The organism is Acinetobacter pengchengensis, from assembly GCF_982235305.1.
Genome location: NZ_CEVATJ010000001.1, coordinates 972287 through 985401, shown reverse-complemented (window position 1 = coordinate 985401; position 13115 = coordinate 972287). Strand labels below are relative to the sequence as shown.

Genomic DNA, 13115 nt, shown 5'->3' with positions numbered 1-13115 from the left:
TAAAGTGTATGAAAAATTTAAAATCAAACATTATGGTTTCTGCGATTATGTCTGTTGCTGCATTATTCGCAACAACGACGCACGCAAATAATGACAAGTTGCAACAAGCATACAAAAGCACCAATGTAAAAGCAGCTTTAATTAATGTTTGTAAAGAAGAAACTGCAAAAGGCAAAAAACTGACTACAGCTGAAGTAAGCAAATATTGTACTTGTGCAGTAGAAGCAGATGGTAAATTAACCAACGCTCAAAAATGGGAAATTCAAAGCGCAATTAACCAGAAAAAGAGCCCTGCGACTTTAGCTTTTGTACAAAAACAAAATAAAGATTTACAAGCTTGTTTTGGTCCTCAGCTTACAGGTAAATTAAAAACCTTAACTGAAGAAGCAATGAAAGCGGCTGAGAAAAAATAATTTTTCTTAACAATTTCAACTAGCCACTTTATGTGGCTAGTTTTTTATGTGCATGATTTTGGAGAAAAATATGAGCACGACAATTCAATTACCAAATCAAGCTTTTTCTGCAACCACAGGCGAAGTCAATTTAACCGAACTTGGTACAGATTGGTTAGTGGTGTATTTTTACCCGAAAGATTCTACCCCTGGCTGCACCACACAGGCTGTCGATTTTACTGCGCTAAAGCCACAATTTGATGCACTCAACACTACCATCATTGGCATTTCGCGCGACTCAGTCAAAGCGCATCAAAACTTTACCGAAAAGCAATCTTTAGGCATTAACCTGATTAGCGATAAAGAAGAAGTATTGTGTCAGTTGTTTGATGTGATTAAAGAAAAAAATATGTATGGCAAAAAAGTCATGGGTATTGAACGCTCAACTTTTATTTTCCATCAAGGTCAATTGATAAAAGAATATCGTAAAGTTAAAGCTGCTGGACATGCTGAGCAAGTGCTTGCGGATTTAACCGCTTTACAGGCTTAATTTTTCAGTCTCTAAGCAAAAAAGACACAATATTATGGATGATTGAATGCCTTTTCGATCATCCTTTTTCATTTAGATACTGGATGATTGCGTCAAATTACTGCTGTCCTGCTGCTGGTATTTGTCTTGTAATTGACGATAAATTTCCGTGTTTTGAAATGCGGTTAAGAAATCAATTGTGCCTTGTGGGAAAAAATTGGGCTGAATTTCCCCACGATAATAAGCTTCACGTGCAGGCGTGGCAGACATCGCATCTTGCAAGCTGTCTAACTCCACCATCTCCCATTCAGGGAAAAACTTTAAATAATAAGACGAGTCATCTTTAAAATGCCCAATTAAGCCAACACGATCTTGCGATTGAACCAGTTCACCTACTAAAGATTTGACCAATTTTTGCCATTTTTCATCATTGTAGACATCTATAACATACACAAACTTAATCCGTTCCTGCATCTCAGGTGAAAAGTTAGACAAAATCATCTGCTCACGCTCTTTGGCTAAAAACGGATTTTTTAAATTGCGCTCATTTTGTGCAGAACCTAATGCCAAAATCACATAATGACTACGTGCTAATGCAATTTGAATGGTTTGCAAATGTGCCAAATGAAATGGCTGAAAACGACCAATGAAAACCAAATAATCAAACGTATATTGCATAATAAATCAAACTTTTTATGAACTCATGAGTTGTGCCAAAGCTGCGAATTTGCGACATAATGAGCCATAAATTCAATCCAATCATAGCAAGGATAGTACGATGACACTGAGCTGTGTTCAACAACCTCACCCACATTTGAATGCGAATTTAGACAATGGCGTACTGACTTTAGCCATCAACCGACCAGAAGCAAAAAATGCGTTGTATGGTGAATTATATTTATGGATTGCACAAGCCTTAGATGAGGCTGATCAAGACAATGCAGTACGTTGTGTAGTTTTACGCGGCGCAGATGCAGACTTTAGCGCAGGCAATGACATGCAGGACTTTATGAAGTCTGCCGCACTTAAAGGACAATTACCTGCTGCCGAAGGTCCTCCGTTCATCTTATTAAAATCTGCTGCCAAGTTTTCTAAACCGCTAATTGCAGCTGTACGTGGGGTGGCGATTGGCATTGGTGTCACAATTTTATTGCATGCAGATTTAGTATATAGCGACAATACTGCCCTATTCCAAATTCCATTTGTGAGCTTGGGCTTATCGCCAGAAGGCGCATCAAGTAAACTTCTGGTAGAACAAGCTGGCTATCACAAAGCGGCTGAACTGTTGTTGACTGCACAGAAATTCAATAGCGAAACGGCATTATCGGCAAATTTAGTTAATAGTATTGAAACCGATGTCTATGCAACAGCACAACAAAAAGCAGCGCAATTGGCAGCTTTACCATTGGCTTCACTCAAACAATCTAAAGCCCTTATGAAACATAATGTAGATGAAATTGTGGCGTGGATTGACCATGAAGCAGAAATTTTTATGCAACGTGTCGGTTCAGCAGAAATGACGGAAGCAGTGCAAGCCTTTATGCAAAAACGTAAACCTGATTTCAGCCAATTTAATTAAGTGCTGTTTAACTGGAATGCACTTATTTCAACTGAACTAGCCGTTTTTAAAACCACATTCATATTGGCTGAATGTGGTTTTTTTCTTTATTCGGCCCCATATTCTAAGATGTGCTGTCAATCATTAAAAATTGAGGAAAATTGTAATGACTAATCCAAATCCAGCCGATGTTCAAGTTGAAAAAAAAGAACGTTATTTTGAACCCGCACCACAAGATATTGATGTAGAAAACTTTAAAAAAGTCATTCAAAGCCGTCGTTCGGTGCGTAAATTTACCGACAAAGCTATTCCTGCCGAAGTGTTGGATGATTGTTTAGATATGGCTTTATTGGCGCCGAACTCATCTAATTTACAACCGTGGACTTTTGTGGTGGTGCAAAACCCTGCCAAGAAAAAACAACTGGTTAAAGCCTGCTTAGGACAGCTTGCTGCTCGTACTGCATCAGAGCTAATTGTGTGTATTGCACGTACAGACCGTGTTGATGAAATGGCAAAAAAGAATATCAGCGAGTTTCCTTATCCTGAAGCGCCTGCTGCAGTCAAAAAATATTATAAGTTTATTCCTTATAACTACATGACTGGCTACTTAAATGCTTTAGGTAACTTTAAGAAAGTCGCTTTCAAAATTGCACGTAGTTTAGATAAACAATTACCTGTAACTGCATTTAACCCTGCCGATGCCAAACTTTGGGCGACTAAAACTACAGCACTCGCCTGTGAAAATATGGTCTTGGCCCTTCGCGCACACGGTTTCGATAGCTGTATGATGGAAGGTTTTGATGAGCCGATGGTACGCAAACTCTTAAAACTGAATGATCAACAATTTCCAGTGATGGTGATTGCTGCAGGTGAACGTGCTGAAGATGGTGTCTTTTTCCCGCAATACCGTTTTGACCGTGACTTATTTATTCAGAAAATTTAATCATCAAGGTCTAAAAGTTGCATAAACTCAAAGGCAGGCTCTTCGTAAGGATGACTAGCTTTGAGTGCTTTTGCGACTGCCTGAGCATTTTGCTCAGGCACAATGGTTTCCACTCGCCACTCAGCAACGTGTTCCAAAACATCTAACTCACCAATAAACGGATTTGCTCCTTTTACAGGTTTAAATTGCCCTGTGCCTAAAACCTGCCATGCACAATGTTCATAATTGCCAATTCCTCCTGCACCCGCTGCAAAAACAGCCTGTTTGGTTTCTTCAAGATGAGATTGAGGCACGTAGTAAATCAGTTTAAGCATAATTAAACTTCGCTATCCATTTCACAATTAATTAGAAATTAGCATAAAAATTGAGCACTGTTGCTGTTTTGGCAAGCTGTGCGCATCATCAAATCCTCGCTTTATAGCGCTCCCCCCAAAAAATTTAAAGTACGCTTCGCCATAAACGTATCTCCCATTTTGTATGATTTTAGATTTAAAAAGACAAGCCATGTCGCCCGCCCCTAGAGCTTTTGTCATTTTTTTGGCATGATGCAAAACAAGCACATAGTGAATAATGATAAATGACTCAAATGCGTTGGTTAGAACTGCTTTCCACAGTTCGGATTGGTAGTAAAAAACAAAGTACAGAACAGGCGCGCAGCCCTTTTCACAAAGATTATGACCGTATTATTTTTTCGCAAAGTTTTAGACAACTAAACCGAAAAACCCAAGTCCATCCGCTCACTCAACACGACGGTATTCACACTCGCCTGACCCATTCTTTAGAAGTGTCTTGTATTGGACGTTCATTGGGGATGTTGGCTGCAGAAAAAATCAAAGACCACTTGCCTATGTGGATTTCTCCTGCCGATGTCGGTGCGATTATTCAAGCTGCATGCTTGGCACATGATATTGGCAATCCACCTTTCGGACATGCAGGTGAATATGCCATTCGTGAATGGTTTGACGATGCTTCACACGGCAATTTTCTCGCCAAACTGAGTGATGAAGAAGAAGCTGACGTCCGTCAGTTTGAGGGCAATGCGCAAGGTTTACGGCTACTCACCAAAATTGACTATCATCCAAATGATGGCGGCATGCGTTTAACCTATGCCACTTTAGGCGCTTATTTAAAATATCCGTGGCTCTCCAAAACCATTGCCGAACAAGGCAACCGGCCTGCCAATCAACGTGATAAATTTGGTTGTTACCAAGCTGAAAAAGAAATTCTCAAACAAATTGCAGAACAGCTTGGCCTGATTCAATTGGGTGATTATCACTATTGCCGTCATCCACTGACATATTTATTGGAAGCGGCGGATGATATTTGCTATGCCCTCATTGATTTGGAAGATGGCATTATTTTAAACATGCTCAGCTATGAAGAAGTGGAACCAATCTTTTTAAACTTAATTGGTGACTACGGTATTCCTGCAGAACTAGCGATGGCACGTACCACTTGGCAACAAAAAATTGCCGCTTTGCGTGGTCGGGTCATGAAGCGTTTAGTCGATGAAGTGACCACGGCATTTGCCAAACACCATTTGGAAATTCTGATGGGACAGCTCAAAGGCAGCCTTTTACAATATTGCTCGGCAGATATTGAAATTGGCATTAATCGTGCCAAAGACTTAGCGCGTGAAAAAATTTTCGAGCATCCACAAAAGGCAGGTCTGGAAATTATTGCGCATCAAAGTTTACAAAATATTTTGGATGCGTTTATTCCGCTCACCACACCACATAAAACCCTAAGTTTTAAAGAGCAGCGTTTAATGTCCATCTTGCAACGCTCTGGGGCAGATTTTGCGCATAATCATTATGACAATATTATGCAAGTCTTGGACATTATCTCTAAGTTTTCAGATCATCAAGCCTATAACTTATCGCAAGAATTACAAGGCAATAAGGTTGGTTTGCTGTGATGACTCAATTGTATATCAATAACTTATATACAAATAGACGTAGGATTTAAGCGCAGATTTTGCCTTTTGTGAAAATGCGCTCTACTATGCGAACCGCAACTTATTTTAAATCAATCAGTGAATCACAAATATGATCGGATGTCTTATTGGCGAAGTGTTGGCTTTAGAAGCACCAACCGTGTTACTGAATGTGAATGGTGTAGGTTATGAAATTGACACGCCGCTCACCACATTTTGCCAATTACAAAAAGGGCAAAAAATTACCCTGTGGACGCATTTAGCCGTGCGTGAAGATGCTCAATTGTTGTATGGCTTTTTAGAAGCCCAAGAAAAAGCCATTTTCCGTACCTTACTTAAAGTCAATGGTGTCGGCCCGAAAATGGCACTGGGTATTTTATCGACCTTGAGCGTCGAACTACTGATTCACACTGTAGAGCATGAAGATATTAATACCTTAATCAAAGTACCAGGGGTGGGCAAAAAAACTGCTGAACGTTTAATGATTGAATTACGTGATCGCTTTAAAGCCATGTCCAATGAAGTGAGCAGTAGCAATTCCACAGTGACTCAAATTCAGTTTACGGGCAATTCTGCTGTTGCCGAAGCCGAAGCCGCTTTACAATCTTTAGGTTATAAACCTGCCGAAGCACAAAAACTGATTAATGCAGTTAAGGCCGATTTTACTGAAGCTAGTGATATTATCCGTGCAGCATTAAAGTCAATGAATCGGTAAGCACATATATTGTCTAATTCACCTCATCTGATACGCGACAAAGTCATTCGCAATTGTTTTAGGCAGGAGGCATTTGCACAAAAATGTCTGTGCGATATTATCGATACGAATCAAAATTCGACGAGTTTTGCGAATGACAATGGTTTTGCTTACTTTTGCCGAATGAGAAATATATTTCGCAAGGTAAGGCGGACTACAGGTTATTCCCTGTATTAAAGTTCTATTGGAAAGACTCCTCAAAAATGTTTTGCGGAATTGTTAATTAAAATCAGTTTACTTAAAGTTTAGATCACCTATGCAAGACCGTCTCATCAGTGGTTCTGAAAAACCCGAAGATCAAATTGATCGCGCCATTCGCCCCGCTTCACTCGATGACTATATTGGGCAACCTGTGGTGCGTGAACAAATGGAAATTTTCATTGGTGCAGCCCGTGGACGCGCAGAAGCACTGGACCACACACTGATTTTTGGACCACCCGGTTTAGGTAAAACTACACTCGCCAACATTATTGCCCGTGAAATGGGCGGCAATCTTAAATCTACTTCAGGGCCTGTATTAGAACGTGCAGGTGATTTAGCCGCCATGCTGACCAATCTTGAAGAAGGCGATGTGTTATTTATTGATGAAATCCACCGTCTTTCACCTGTGATTGAAGAAATTTTGTACCCTGCAATGGAAGACTACCAACTGGATATCATGATTGGTGAAGGACCTGCAGCACGTTCAATTAAGCTTGATTTACCACCATTCACACTTGTGGCAGCGACCACCCGAGCAGGTTTACTGACCTCTCCATTGCGGGATCGTTTTGGCATTGTGCAGCGTTTAGAATTTTATTCGGTTGAAGATTTGACCCATATTGTCAAACGCTCGGCGAATCTAATGGATGTGCCAATGACCGATGCAGGAGCCAATGAAGTCGCTCGTCGTTCGCGTGGTACACCGCGTATTGCCAACCGTTTATTGCGTCGCGTTCGTGACTATGCACAGGTCAAAGGCACAGGTGAAGTCACGCAAGAGATGGCACAACGTGCGCTAGATATGCTGAATGTGGATAAAGATGGTTTAGACACCTTAGACCGTCGTTATTTGTCTATGCTGTTAGAGCGTTTTGATGGTGGCCCTGCAGGCGTAGAGGCACTGGCAGCTGCTATGGCTGAAGATTCAGGCACACTGGAAGATGTCATTGAGCCATACCTCATTCAGCAAGGTTATGTAATGCGAACCGCGCGCGGACGTATTGCCACCAATATGGCGTATTTGCAATTTGGGATGACACCGCCTGAGCCGAAAAGTTAAAACAACATTTCATCGTGGCTTGAATATTGTACAAGCCACTGATAATGCTTAATTACCACAATAAGATTCGATTAGAATGAAAAGTATTTTTTCTTTATTCCTCTGTTTATTATACGTCAACAGCTATGCGGGAAATACCTCGACATGGTCTTGTCAAAATACTTGGGCTGAAATTTCATGCCATGCAGAACATTGCCAATTTGAAACCGAACACTTCACGCCATTCCGAATCCATATAGAAAATCAAAAAAATATCAGCATTTGTGCCTACTCTGGATGCTGGTCTGGAGAGGTATCACAACAACAATACAGCGCATTAAACAGTTATACTACCCAGCAATTACAATGGAATGGAATTCAGCAAACATCCGAAAAGTTTATAGTCAATATTGATACCCAAAATAAAATAGGTGTGCTGTTGGGATATGGTTATGCACTACCCTTAAAATGCCATACGGATTAAGCCTTATAGATTTAAAAATTAGTCGTAGCCAAATCCAATTGATATTGCAGAGAAATATCAGTTTCATCACCATTGTTTAATGGTTTTAAACCATTTAATTTGCAATCACACGCACATCTTCAACCAGCATTAACTCACACGCGCCCGCTCCTGTATCATGACGGCTTAAAGAACTGCGCCACTGCCACCCATCTGCGGCAGTAACTTCCACCAATTTACCTTTCAAATAAATCAAATCATCTTCATCAATCTGCTTTAACTGTGTCGCAATCGCGGGCGTTGCAGGAATTAAATGCGTATTAGCGCTCAAACTTGCAATCTCTTGCACAGGAATTGGCGGTGCATGTTCATAACGCCAATGATACCACCGATTACTTTGACGAATAGACAACTGTTTATACACTTCAGGCTTGGCCATTTGGCCCCATCCCAAAGCAAAATCGACAGGGCTAAGTTCGGCTTCACGTCCAAAATTATAATTTTCACGTGACAATACCCGAAACTCACCTTCATAGGTTTCCAAAGCTTGAATGGTATAGTCTTTAAACTGATACACTTGCTGCGATGACTGATAGGTTGTGCTATCCGCAATTCCTCCATCTGACTGGAACAGCGTCCTCCACAACAAATACAATATGGCAATTACCACAAAAAATTTAACTGAACGGCTCATGTGCTACTCATTGAGAGGAATCATCTGCATGTGTAAAGCAAACAGCTAATTTTAACTTAAAAGCATGTTTGAAATCTTGTGCCATTGGACCGAGCGTTGAGAATGATAAACTGCCACGCTATACACAGCTTGACTTATAGCCCCGATTCACGTCAATTTCATAGAAATGACTTAAGCTATAAGTATTGCTTATCAAACAACTTTGCAACATTGAAGCGGAACATCATCATGGCGAATAAATTTGAATTTAAAATTCGTATCTATATGGAAGATACTGATGCAGGCGGCATTGTTTACCACGCCAACCATATTCGCTTTATGGAACGTACCCGTACCGAATGGCTTCGTGCATCGGGTGTTGATCACTATTGGCATCAACAAGATTACAACTTTGTCGTGCATAAAATTAACGTGAAATATTCACGTCCAATCTTAATGGATGACCTAATTACTGTTACAGCAAGTGTAGTTTCGTGTAAAGCATCATCATTTGTATTGCAACAAAATATTTATCGTGGTGAAATCATGCTTGCATCTGGTGAGGTTGAATTGGCCTGTCTGGGTTCAGATATGAAACCACGCCGTCTACCAGATGAAATTCGTAGCCTTATTCTGAAAGAATTAGGACAAGATTAAAAAAATGAATTGGCACATGTAGTAACTATGGCAACACAACTCGAATCATCTCTTCAAGTATCAGATCTTATTTTACAAGCAAGTCCTGTTGTTCAGCTAGTGATGCTCTCGCTGCTTTTAGCATCATTATACAGTTGGTATCTAATTGCCAAGTTACACATGAGCTATAAAAAAGCACAGGCAGATGATCAGCATTTTCAAAAAATCTTCTGGTCTGGTGCAGAATTAAATACGCTTTACAACAACGCACAGCTCAATTCAAAACGTGTCGGTTTGGAAGATATTTTCTATCAAGGCTTAGGTGAGTTTTTAAAACTGAAAAAGCGCCAAGCGCCTGCTCCACAAACTATTGAAGGCACAGAACGAATTTTACGTGTCGGTTTAAGCCGTGACCAAGCTCAACTTGAACAAGGCTTAGGTGCATTGGCCAGCATTGGTTCAGTTGCACCATACGTGGGTTTATTTGGTACCGTCTGGGGCATTATGAATGCCTTTATTGGGTTAGCAGATGTCGATCAAGTCACACTGGCAACAGTCGCCCCAGGGATTGCCGAAGCCCTCATTGCCACAGCCATTGGTTTATTTGCCGCCATTCCTGCGGTACTTGCCTTTAACCATTACACCGCCAAAGGTGAAGCGGTTTATTCTGATCGTGCGTTATTTGCCGAAGAAATGGTGGCTTTATTACAACGTCAATCTTTAGGCAATACTCAGGATCACGACTAATGGCTATTCAACGCTCTGGACGCTTCGAGCGCATAAAAAAACCACTCAAAAGTGACATGAATGTAGTGCCTTATATTGATGTCATGTTGGTGTTATTGGTGATTTTTATGGTCACTGCGCCGATGATTACCAGTGGGATTCAAGTCGATTTACCTCAAGCCAATGGCAATCCAATTGAATCAAAAAGTGCCTTTGCTCGGGTAACTTTAGATCAAGATGGGCAATATTTTTTAGAATATAAAGAACACAAAGCCGAGCCTTTGGAGCTAGCCCAACTGAAACAAATCTTGACCGATGCTCAAATTCAAGCCAAAGCTGAAAATAAAGAGTTTCAGGTTGTTATTCGTGGTCATAATACACGCCCTTATGGTGATGTGATTGCGTTAATGTCTGACTTACAAGATGCGGGTTTAACCCAAGTTGGATTGCTGACCGAGCCTTTAAAGTAATTTATGAAAGATTTTAAAAAGCCACCTTTTCAACAAAAAGCCATTGCGATTGGATTCACCGTAGGTGTCCACCTTATCGCAGTGGTTGGCTTGCTTTATTTGGGCATGAGTAAAGCACCTGAGCCACCTAAGCCCATTAAAACCGTACTAATTAAACCAGAAGATTTAAAACCCTTATTAGAAACTGAATCGGCTGAAACCACACATGAAAATGTAGCAGAGCAAATTACTCAAACTGCTGAGCCTGCTCTTGAACCTGCCCCTGTCATTCCGACACCTGCAGCAGTCCCTACACCACCCGCACCTCAAGTTGATACACAACAAGCTGCACAAGCAGCAGAGGCTCAAGCACGTGTAGAACGACAAGCTGCTGAAGCCAAACAAATTGCCGAGCGACAAAAATTAGAAGCTGAACGCTTAAAAGCACAACAAGCACACGCTGAAGAACGTGCTCAACGCGAAGCTGACGCCAAAGCAAAAGCCCAAGCCGATGCCAAAGCACGTGCTGAAGCAGATGCTGTACGTCGTAAAGAAGCCGAGGCCCTGAAAAAAGCAGAAGCGGCAGAAAGACGTCAACTCGAAGCCAATGCAGCAGCAAAACGCAAAGTTGAAGCAGATGCAAAAGCCAAGGCAGATGCCGATGCAAAACGTAAAGCTGCAGCTGATGCAAAAGCCAAAGCTGATGCCGACGCAAAACGTAAAGCTGCTGCAGACGCAAAAGCCAAAGCTGATGCCGAGGCAAAACGTAAAGCTGCTGCAGATGCAAAAGCCAAGGCAGATACCGATGCAAAACGTAAAGCTGACGCAGATGCAAAAGCCAAAGCGGATGCCGACGCAAAACGTAAAGCTGCTGCAGATGCAAAAGCCAAAGCGGATGCCGATGCAAAACGTAAGGCTGACGCAGATGAAAAAGCCAAAGCTGATGCCGAAGCGAAGGCGCGTGCCGATGCTGAAGCCAAAGCTTCAGCTGCCAAACAAGCTGCAGAAGAAGCCGCGCAGAAAAAGGCCGAAGTAAGACGCATTGCATCCACTGCTAAACGTGATTTTGAAAATAAAGTTTTTGCTGCTTGGCGAGTACCTCAAGGAAGTTCAGGTAAAAAAGTCACTGTTCGTTTTACGCTGACCAACTCAGGACAAGTCCAATCATTGGTTATTACACGTTCTAGTGGTGACAGTGACCTTGATGCAAGTATTCGAGCTGCTATCAACGATGCCGCTCCATTTCCTATGCCATCTGATCCAGAGGCTAGAGATTTAGCCAAAGTTGTTACATCAACGTTTACTGCGAAATAATTAAAGTTGCTCTAGAAAATTATTTTCTAGAGCAACACCACGCAACACGCAATCCAACCATGAATTAAAATAAATTTAAATTTTCACAGTGTTATAACAGTTTTATTATAAATTCATGCTTTCATTCCCGCTAAAGCATGTCATTATGTACCACAATTACATCCAAAAAAGTTATCTTGATTTGAGAAAATAGCGAATGATGGAAACAACGCGTAAACACTTACTTTGTCTTGCTATTTTAACTGCGCTAAGTCCAGTTTTAAGCACACAATCTTTTGCACAATTGTATTTAGAAATTGCCAAAGCACCAGAAGAAGCACCTAAAATTGCCATTGTGCCGTTTGGCAATGATCAAAGTATTTATCCTATTGTAGAAAACGACTTAAACCGTTCAGGCAAATTTACCAGTTCATCCAAAAACCTTGCGGCTACTGCAAGCATGAACAATCCAAATGCAGCAGCATGGCAAGCTGCAGGTGTACCTTATGTAGTCACGGGAAATGTCAAAGCCACTGCAGAAGGCGGTTATGAAGTTCATTACCAACTTTATGATGTGCAAAAACAGCAATATTTGTTGAATGAATTATTAAGCGTGCCTGCTTCACGAGTGCGTTCTGCTGCACACATGATCAGTGATGCAATTTATGAAGCACTCACCGGCATTAAAGGTGACTTCAGCGGACGCATTGCCTATGTACTGCGTAACCCTGCAACACCTGAGCAACGCTATACCCTGCAAATTGCCGATACTGATGGTGAACAGCCAAAAACCATTTTGACTTCACGTGATCCTATTTTATCGCCTGCGTGGACACCAGACGCCAAAAAAATTGCCTATGTATCATTTGAAACCAAACGTCCTGCTATTTATGTGCAAGACTTGGCGACAGGTCAGCGTGAAAAATTAGCCAGTTTCCGTGGTTTAAATGGTGCTCCAAGCTTCTCGCCAGATGGGCAAAGCATGCTATTTACCGCATCTATGCATGGCAATCCAGAAATTTATCAAATGAATTTAAGCACCCGTGAACTGCGACGCATGACCAATGATAGTGCGATTGATACCGAAGCACGTTATGCACCAGATGGTAAATCATTTATTTACACTTCAGATCGTGGTGGTTCAGCACAAATTTATCGTTATGACTTTGCTACAGGCAGCAGCAAACGCCTAACCTTCCGCGGCGCATTTAACGCACGCGGTACGCTCAGTGCCGATGGCCGTAAACTAGCATTGGTACATCGTCCAAGTGGCAGTAACTACAAAGTCGCAATTCAAGACATTAACACCAATATCACCAATATTTTAACCCCAACCAGTTTAGATGAGTCGCCAAGCTTCTCACCAAATGGGCAAATGGTGGTATATGCGACACGTGAAGGCACTCGTGGTTTATTGTCTATTATGTCTTTAGACGGTCGCTTCCGCATGAACTTACCAAGTGAACAAGGTGAAGTGCGTGAACCTACGTGGGCACCAAAATAATGAGCACCCGCAAAAAATA

16 protein-coding genes are annotated in these 13115 nt (G+C 41.4%); 13 read left to right on the top strand and 3 right to left on the bottom strand.

Annotation, left to right across the window (positions count from 1 at the left end; all coding sequences use genetic code 11):
* Positions 1-8: 8 nt before the first annotated feature.
* A complete protein-coding gene (locus AC0T5Z_RS04790; protein WP_168460126.1) occupies positions 9-413 on the top strand; it encodes a hypothetical protein in 405 nt (134 codons plus the stop codon).
* A 70-nt stretch (positions 414-483) separates the two neighbouring features.
* Entirely contained in the window at positions 484-942 is a 459-nt protein-coding gene (locus AC0T5Z_RS04785; protein WP_291335361.1) for a peroxiredoxin, read from the top strand.
* A 72-nt stretch (positions 943-1014) separates the two neighbouring features.
* On the opposite strand, the gene AC0T5Z_RS04780 is transcribed toward AC0T5Z_RS04785, so the two are convergent.
* Positions 1015-1599, bottom strand: a complete 585-nt coding sequence (locus AC0T5Z_RS04780; protein WP_291335363.1) for a nicotinate-nicotinamide nucleotide adenylyltransferase — start codon at positions 1597-1599, stop codon at positions 1015-1017.
* Between the two features lie 100 nt (positions 1600-1699).
* Between AC0T5Z_RS04780 and AC0T5Z_RS04775 the strand changes: the two genes are divergently transcribed.
* Positions 1700-2500, top strand: a complete 801-nt coding sequence (locus AC0T5Z_RS04775; protein ID WP_435336770.1) for an enoyl-CoA hydratase-related protein — start codon at positions 1700-1702, stop codon at positions 2498-2500.
* A 145-nt stretch (positions 2501-2645) separates the two neighbouring features.
* Positions 2646-3422, top strand: a complete 777-nt coding sequence (locus AC0T5Z_RS04770) for a nitroreductase family protein (RefSeq protein WP_291335367.1) — start codon at positions 2646-2648, stop codon at positions 3420-3422.
* On the opposite strand, the gene AC0T5Z_RS04765 is transcribed toward AC0T5Z_RS04770, so the two are convergent.
* Positions 3419-3736 (bottom strand): YqfO family protein, encoded by a 318-nt coding sequence (locus tag AC0T5Z_RS04765; RefSeq protein ID WP_291335369.1) that lies wholly within the window; start codon positions 3734-3736, stop codon positions 3419-3421. The two genes, AC0T5Z_RS04770 and AC0T5Z_RS04765, sit on opposite strands and share 4 nt — an antisense overlap.
* A gap of 263 nt (positions 3737-3999) precedes the next feature.
* On the opposite strand from AC0T5Z_RS04765, the gene AC0T5Z_RS04760 reads away from it, so the two are divergent.
* The 4 genes from AC0T5Z_RS04760 (at position 4000) to AC0T5Z_RS04745 (ending at position 7836) form a co-directional block, all read left to right on the top strand.
* Positions 4000-5340: a deoxyguanosinetriphosphate triphosphohydrolase gene (locus AC0T5Z_RS04760; protein ID WP_104851741.1), complete on the top strand. Its 1341-nt coding sequence runs from the start codon at positions 4000-4002 to the stop codon at positions 5338-5340.
* Positions 5341-5470: 130 nt separating this feature from the next.
* Entirely contained in the window at positions 5471-6073 is a 603-nt protein-coding gene (ruvA, locus tag AC0T5Z_RS04755) for a Holliday junction branch migration protein RuvA (protein ID WP_291335371.1), read from the top strand.
* A 295-nt stretch (positions 6074-6368) separates the two neighbouring features.
* Entirely contained in the window at positions 6369-7373 is a 1005-nt protein-coding gene (ruvB, locus tag AC0T5Z_RS04750; RefSeq protein ID WP_435336769.1) for a Holliday junction branch migration DNA helicase RuvB, read from the top strand.
* 76 nt (positions 7374-7449) lie between these two features.
* Positions 7450-7836, top strand: a complete 387-nt coding sequence (locus AC0T5Z_RS04745; RefSeq protein ID WP_168417781.1) for a hypothetical protein — start codon at positions 7450-7452, stop codon at positions 7834-7836.
* 94 nt (positions 7837-7930) lie between these two features.
* On the opposite strand, the gene AC0T5Z_RS04740 is transcribed toward AC0T5Z_RS04745, so the two are convergent.
* Positions 7931-8509 (bottom strand): hypothetical protein, encoded by a 579-nt coding sequence (locus AC0T5Z_RS04740; protein WP_291335379.1) that lies wholly within the window; start codon positions 8507-8509, stop codon positions 7931-7933.
* Positions 8510-8737: 228 nt separating this feature from the next.
* Between AC0T5Z_RS04740 and ybgC the strand changes: the two genes are divergently transcribed.
* From ybgC to tolB, 5 genes are all read left to right on the top strand, one after another.
* Positions 8738-9145, top strand: a complete 408-nt coding sequence (gene ybgC, locus AC0T5Z_RS04735; protein ID WP_004971791.1) for a tol-pal system-associated acyl-CoA thioesterase — start codon at positions 8738-8740, stop codon at positions 9143-9145.
* Between the two features lie 27 nt (positions 9146-9172).
* On the top strand, positions 9173-9871 hold the full coding sequence (tolQ, locus tag AC0T5Z_RS04730) for a protein TolQ (RefSeq protein ID WP_230244146.1): 699 nt from the start codon (positions 9173-9175) through the stop codon (positions 9869-9871).
* Positions 9871-10320, top strand: a complete 450-nt coding sequence (gene tolR / locus AC0T5Z_RS04725) for a protein TolR (protein WP_291335384.1) — start codon at positions 9871-9873, stop codon at positions 10318-10320. The genes tolQ and tolR overlap by 1 nt, the downstream gene beginning before the upstream one ends.
* 3 nt (positions 10321-10323) lie before the next feature.
* Entirely contained in the window at positions 10324-11613 is a 1290-nt protein-coding gene (tolA, locus tag AC0T5Z_RS04720) for a cell envelope integrity protein TolA (protein WP_291335386.1), read from the top strand.
* 199 nt (positions 11614-11812) lie between these two features.
* Positions 11813-13096: a Tol-Pal system beta propeller repeat protein TolB gene (tolB, locus tag AC0T5Z_RS04715; RefSeq protein WP_291335513.1), complete on the top strand. Its 1284-nt coding sequence runs from the start codon at positions 11813-11815 to the stop codon at positions 13094-13096.
* Positions 13097-13115: the final 19 nt, after the last annotated feature.

Excerpts from the sequence above, each read along its gene's own strand:
- AC0T5Z_RS04790 (WP_168460126.1), top strand. The coding sequence starts at position 9 with ATGAAAAATTTAAAATCAAACATTATGGTTTCTGCGATTATGTCTGTT.
- AC0T5Z_RS04785 (WP_291335361.1), top strand. The coding sequence starts at position 484 with ATGAGCACGACAATTCAATTACCAAATCAAGCTTTTTCTGCAACCACA.
- AC0T5Z_RS04780 (WP_291335363.1), bottom strand. The coding sequence starts at position 1,599 with ATGCAATATACGTTTGATTATTTGGTTTTCATTGGTCGTTTTCAGCCA.
- AC0T5Z_RS04775 (WP_435336770.1), top strand. The coding sequence starts at position 1,700 with ATGACACTGAGCTGTGTTCAACAACCTCACCCACATTTGAATGCGAAT.
- AC0T5Z_RS04770 (WP_291335367.1), top strand. The coding sequence starts at position 2,646 with ATGACTAATCCAAATCCAGCCGATGTTCAAGTTGAAAAAAAAGAACGT.
- AC0T5Z_RS04765 (WP_291335369.1), bottom strand. The coding sequence starts at position 3,736 with ATGCTTAAACTGATTTACTACGTGCCTCAATCTCATCTTGAAGAAACC.
- AC0T5Z_RS04760 (WP_104851741.1), top strand. The coding sequence starts at position 4,000 with ATGACTCAAATGCGTTGGTTAGAACTGCTTTCCACAGTTCGGATTGGT.
- ruvA (WP_291335371.1), top strand. The coding sequence starts at position 5,471 with ATGATCGGATGTCTTATTGGCGAAGTGTTGGCTTTAGAAGCACCAACC.
- ruvB (WP_435336769.1), top strand. The coding sequence starts at position 6,369 with ATGCAAGACCGTCTCATCAGTGGTTCTGAAAAACCCGAAGATCAAATT.
- AC0T5Z_RS04745 (WP_168417781.1), top strand. The coding sequence starts at position 7,450 with ATGAAAAGTATTTTTTCTTTATTCCTCTGTTTATTATACGTCAACAGC.
- AC0T5Z_RS04740 (WP_291335379.1), bottom strand. The coding sequence starts at position 8,509 with ATGAGCCGTTCAGTTAAATTTTTTGTGGTAATTGCCATATTGTATTTG.
- ybgC (WP_004971791.1), top strand. The coding sequence starts at position 8,738 with ATGGCGAATAAATTTGAATTTAAAATTCGTATCTATATGGAAGATACT.
- tolQ (WP_230244146.1), top strand. The coding sequence starts at position 9,173 with ATGGCAACACAACTCGAATCATCTCTTCAAGTATCAGATCTTATTTTA.
- tolR (WP_291335384.1), top strand. The coding sequence starts at position 9,871 with ATGGCTATTCAACGCTCTGGACGCTTCGAGCGCATAAAAAAACCACTC.
- tolA (WP_291335386.1), top strand. The coding sequence starts at position 10,324 with ATGAAAGATTTTAAAAAGCCACCTTTTCAACAAAAAGCCATTGCGATT.
- tolB (WP_291335513.1), top strand. The coding sequence starts at position 11,813 with ATGGAAACAACGCGTAAACACTTACTTTGTCTTGCTATTTTAACTGCG.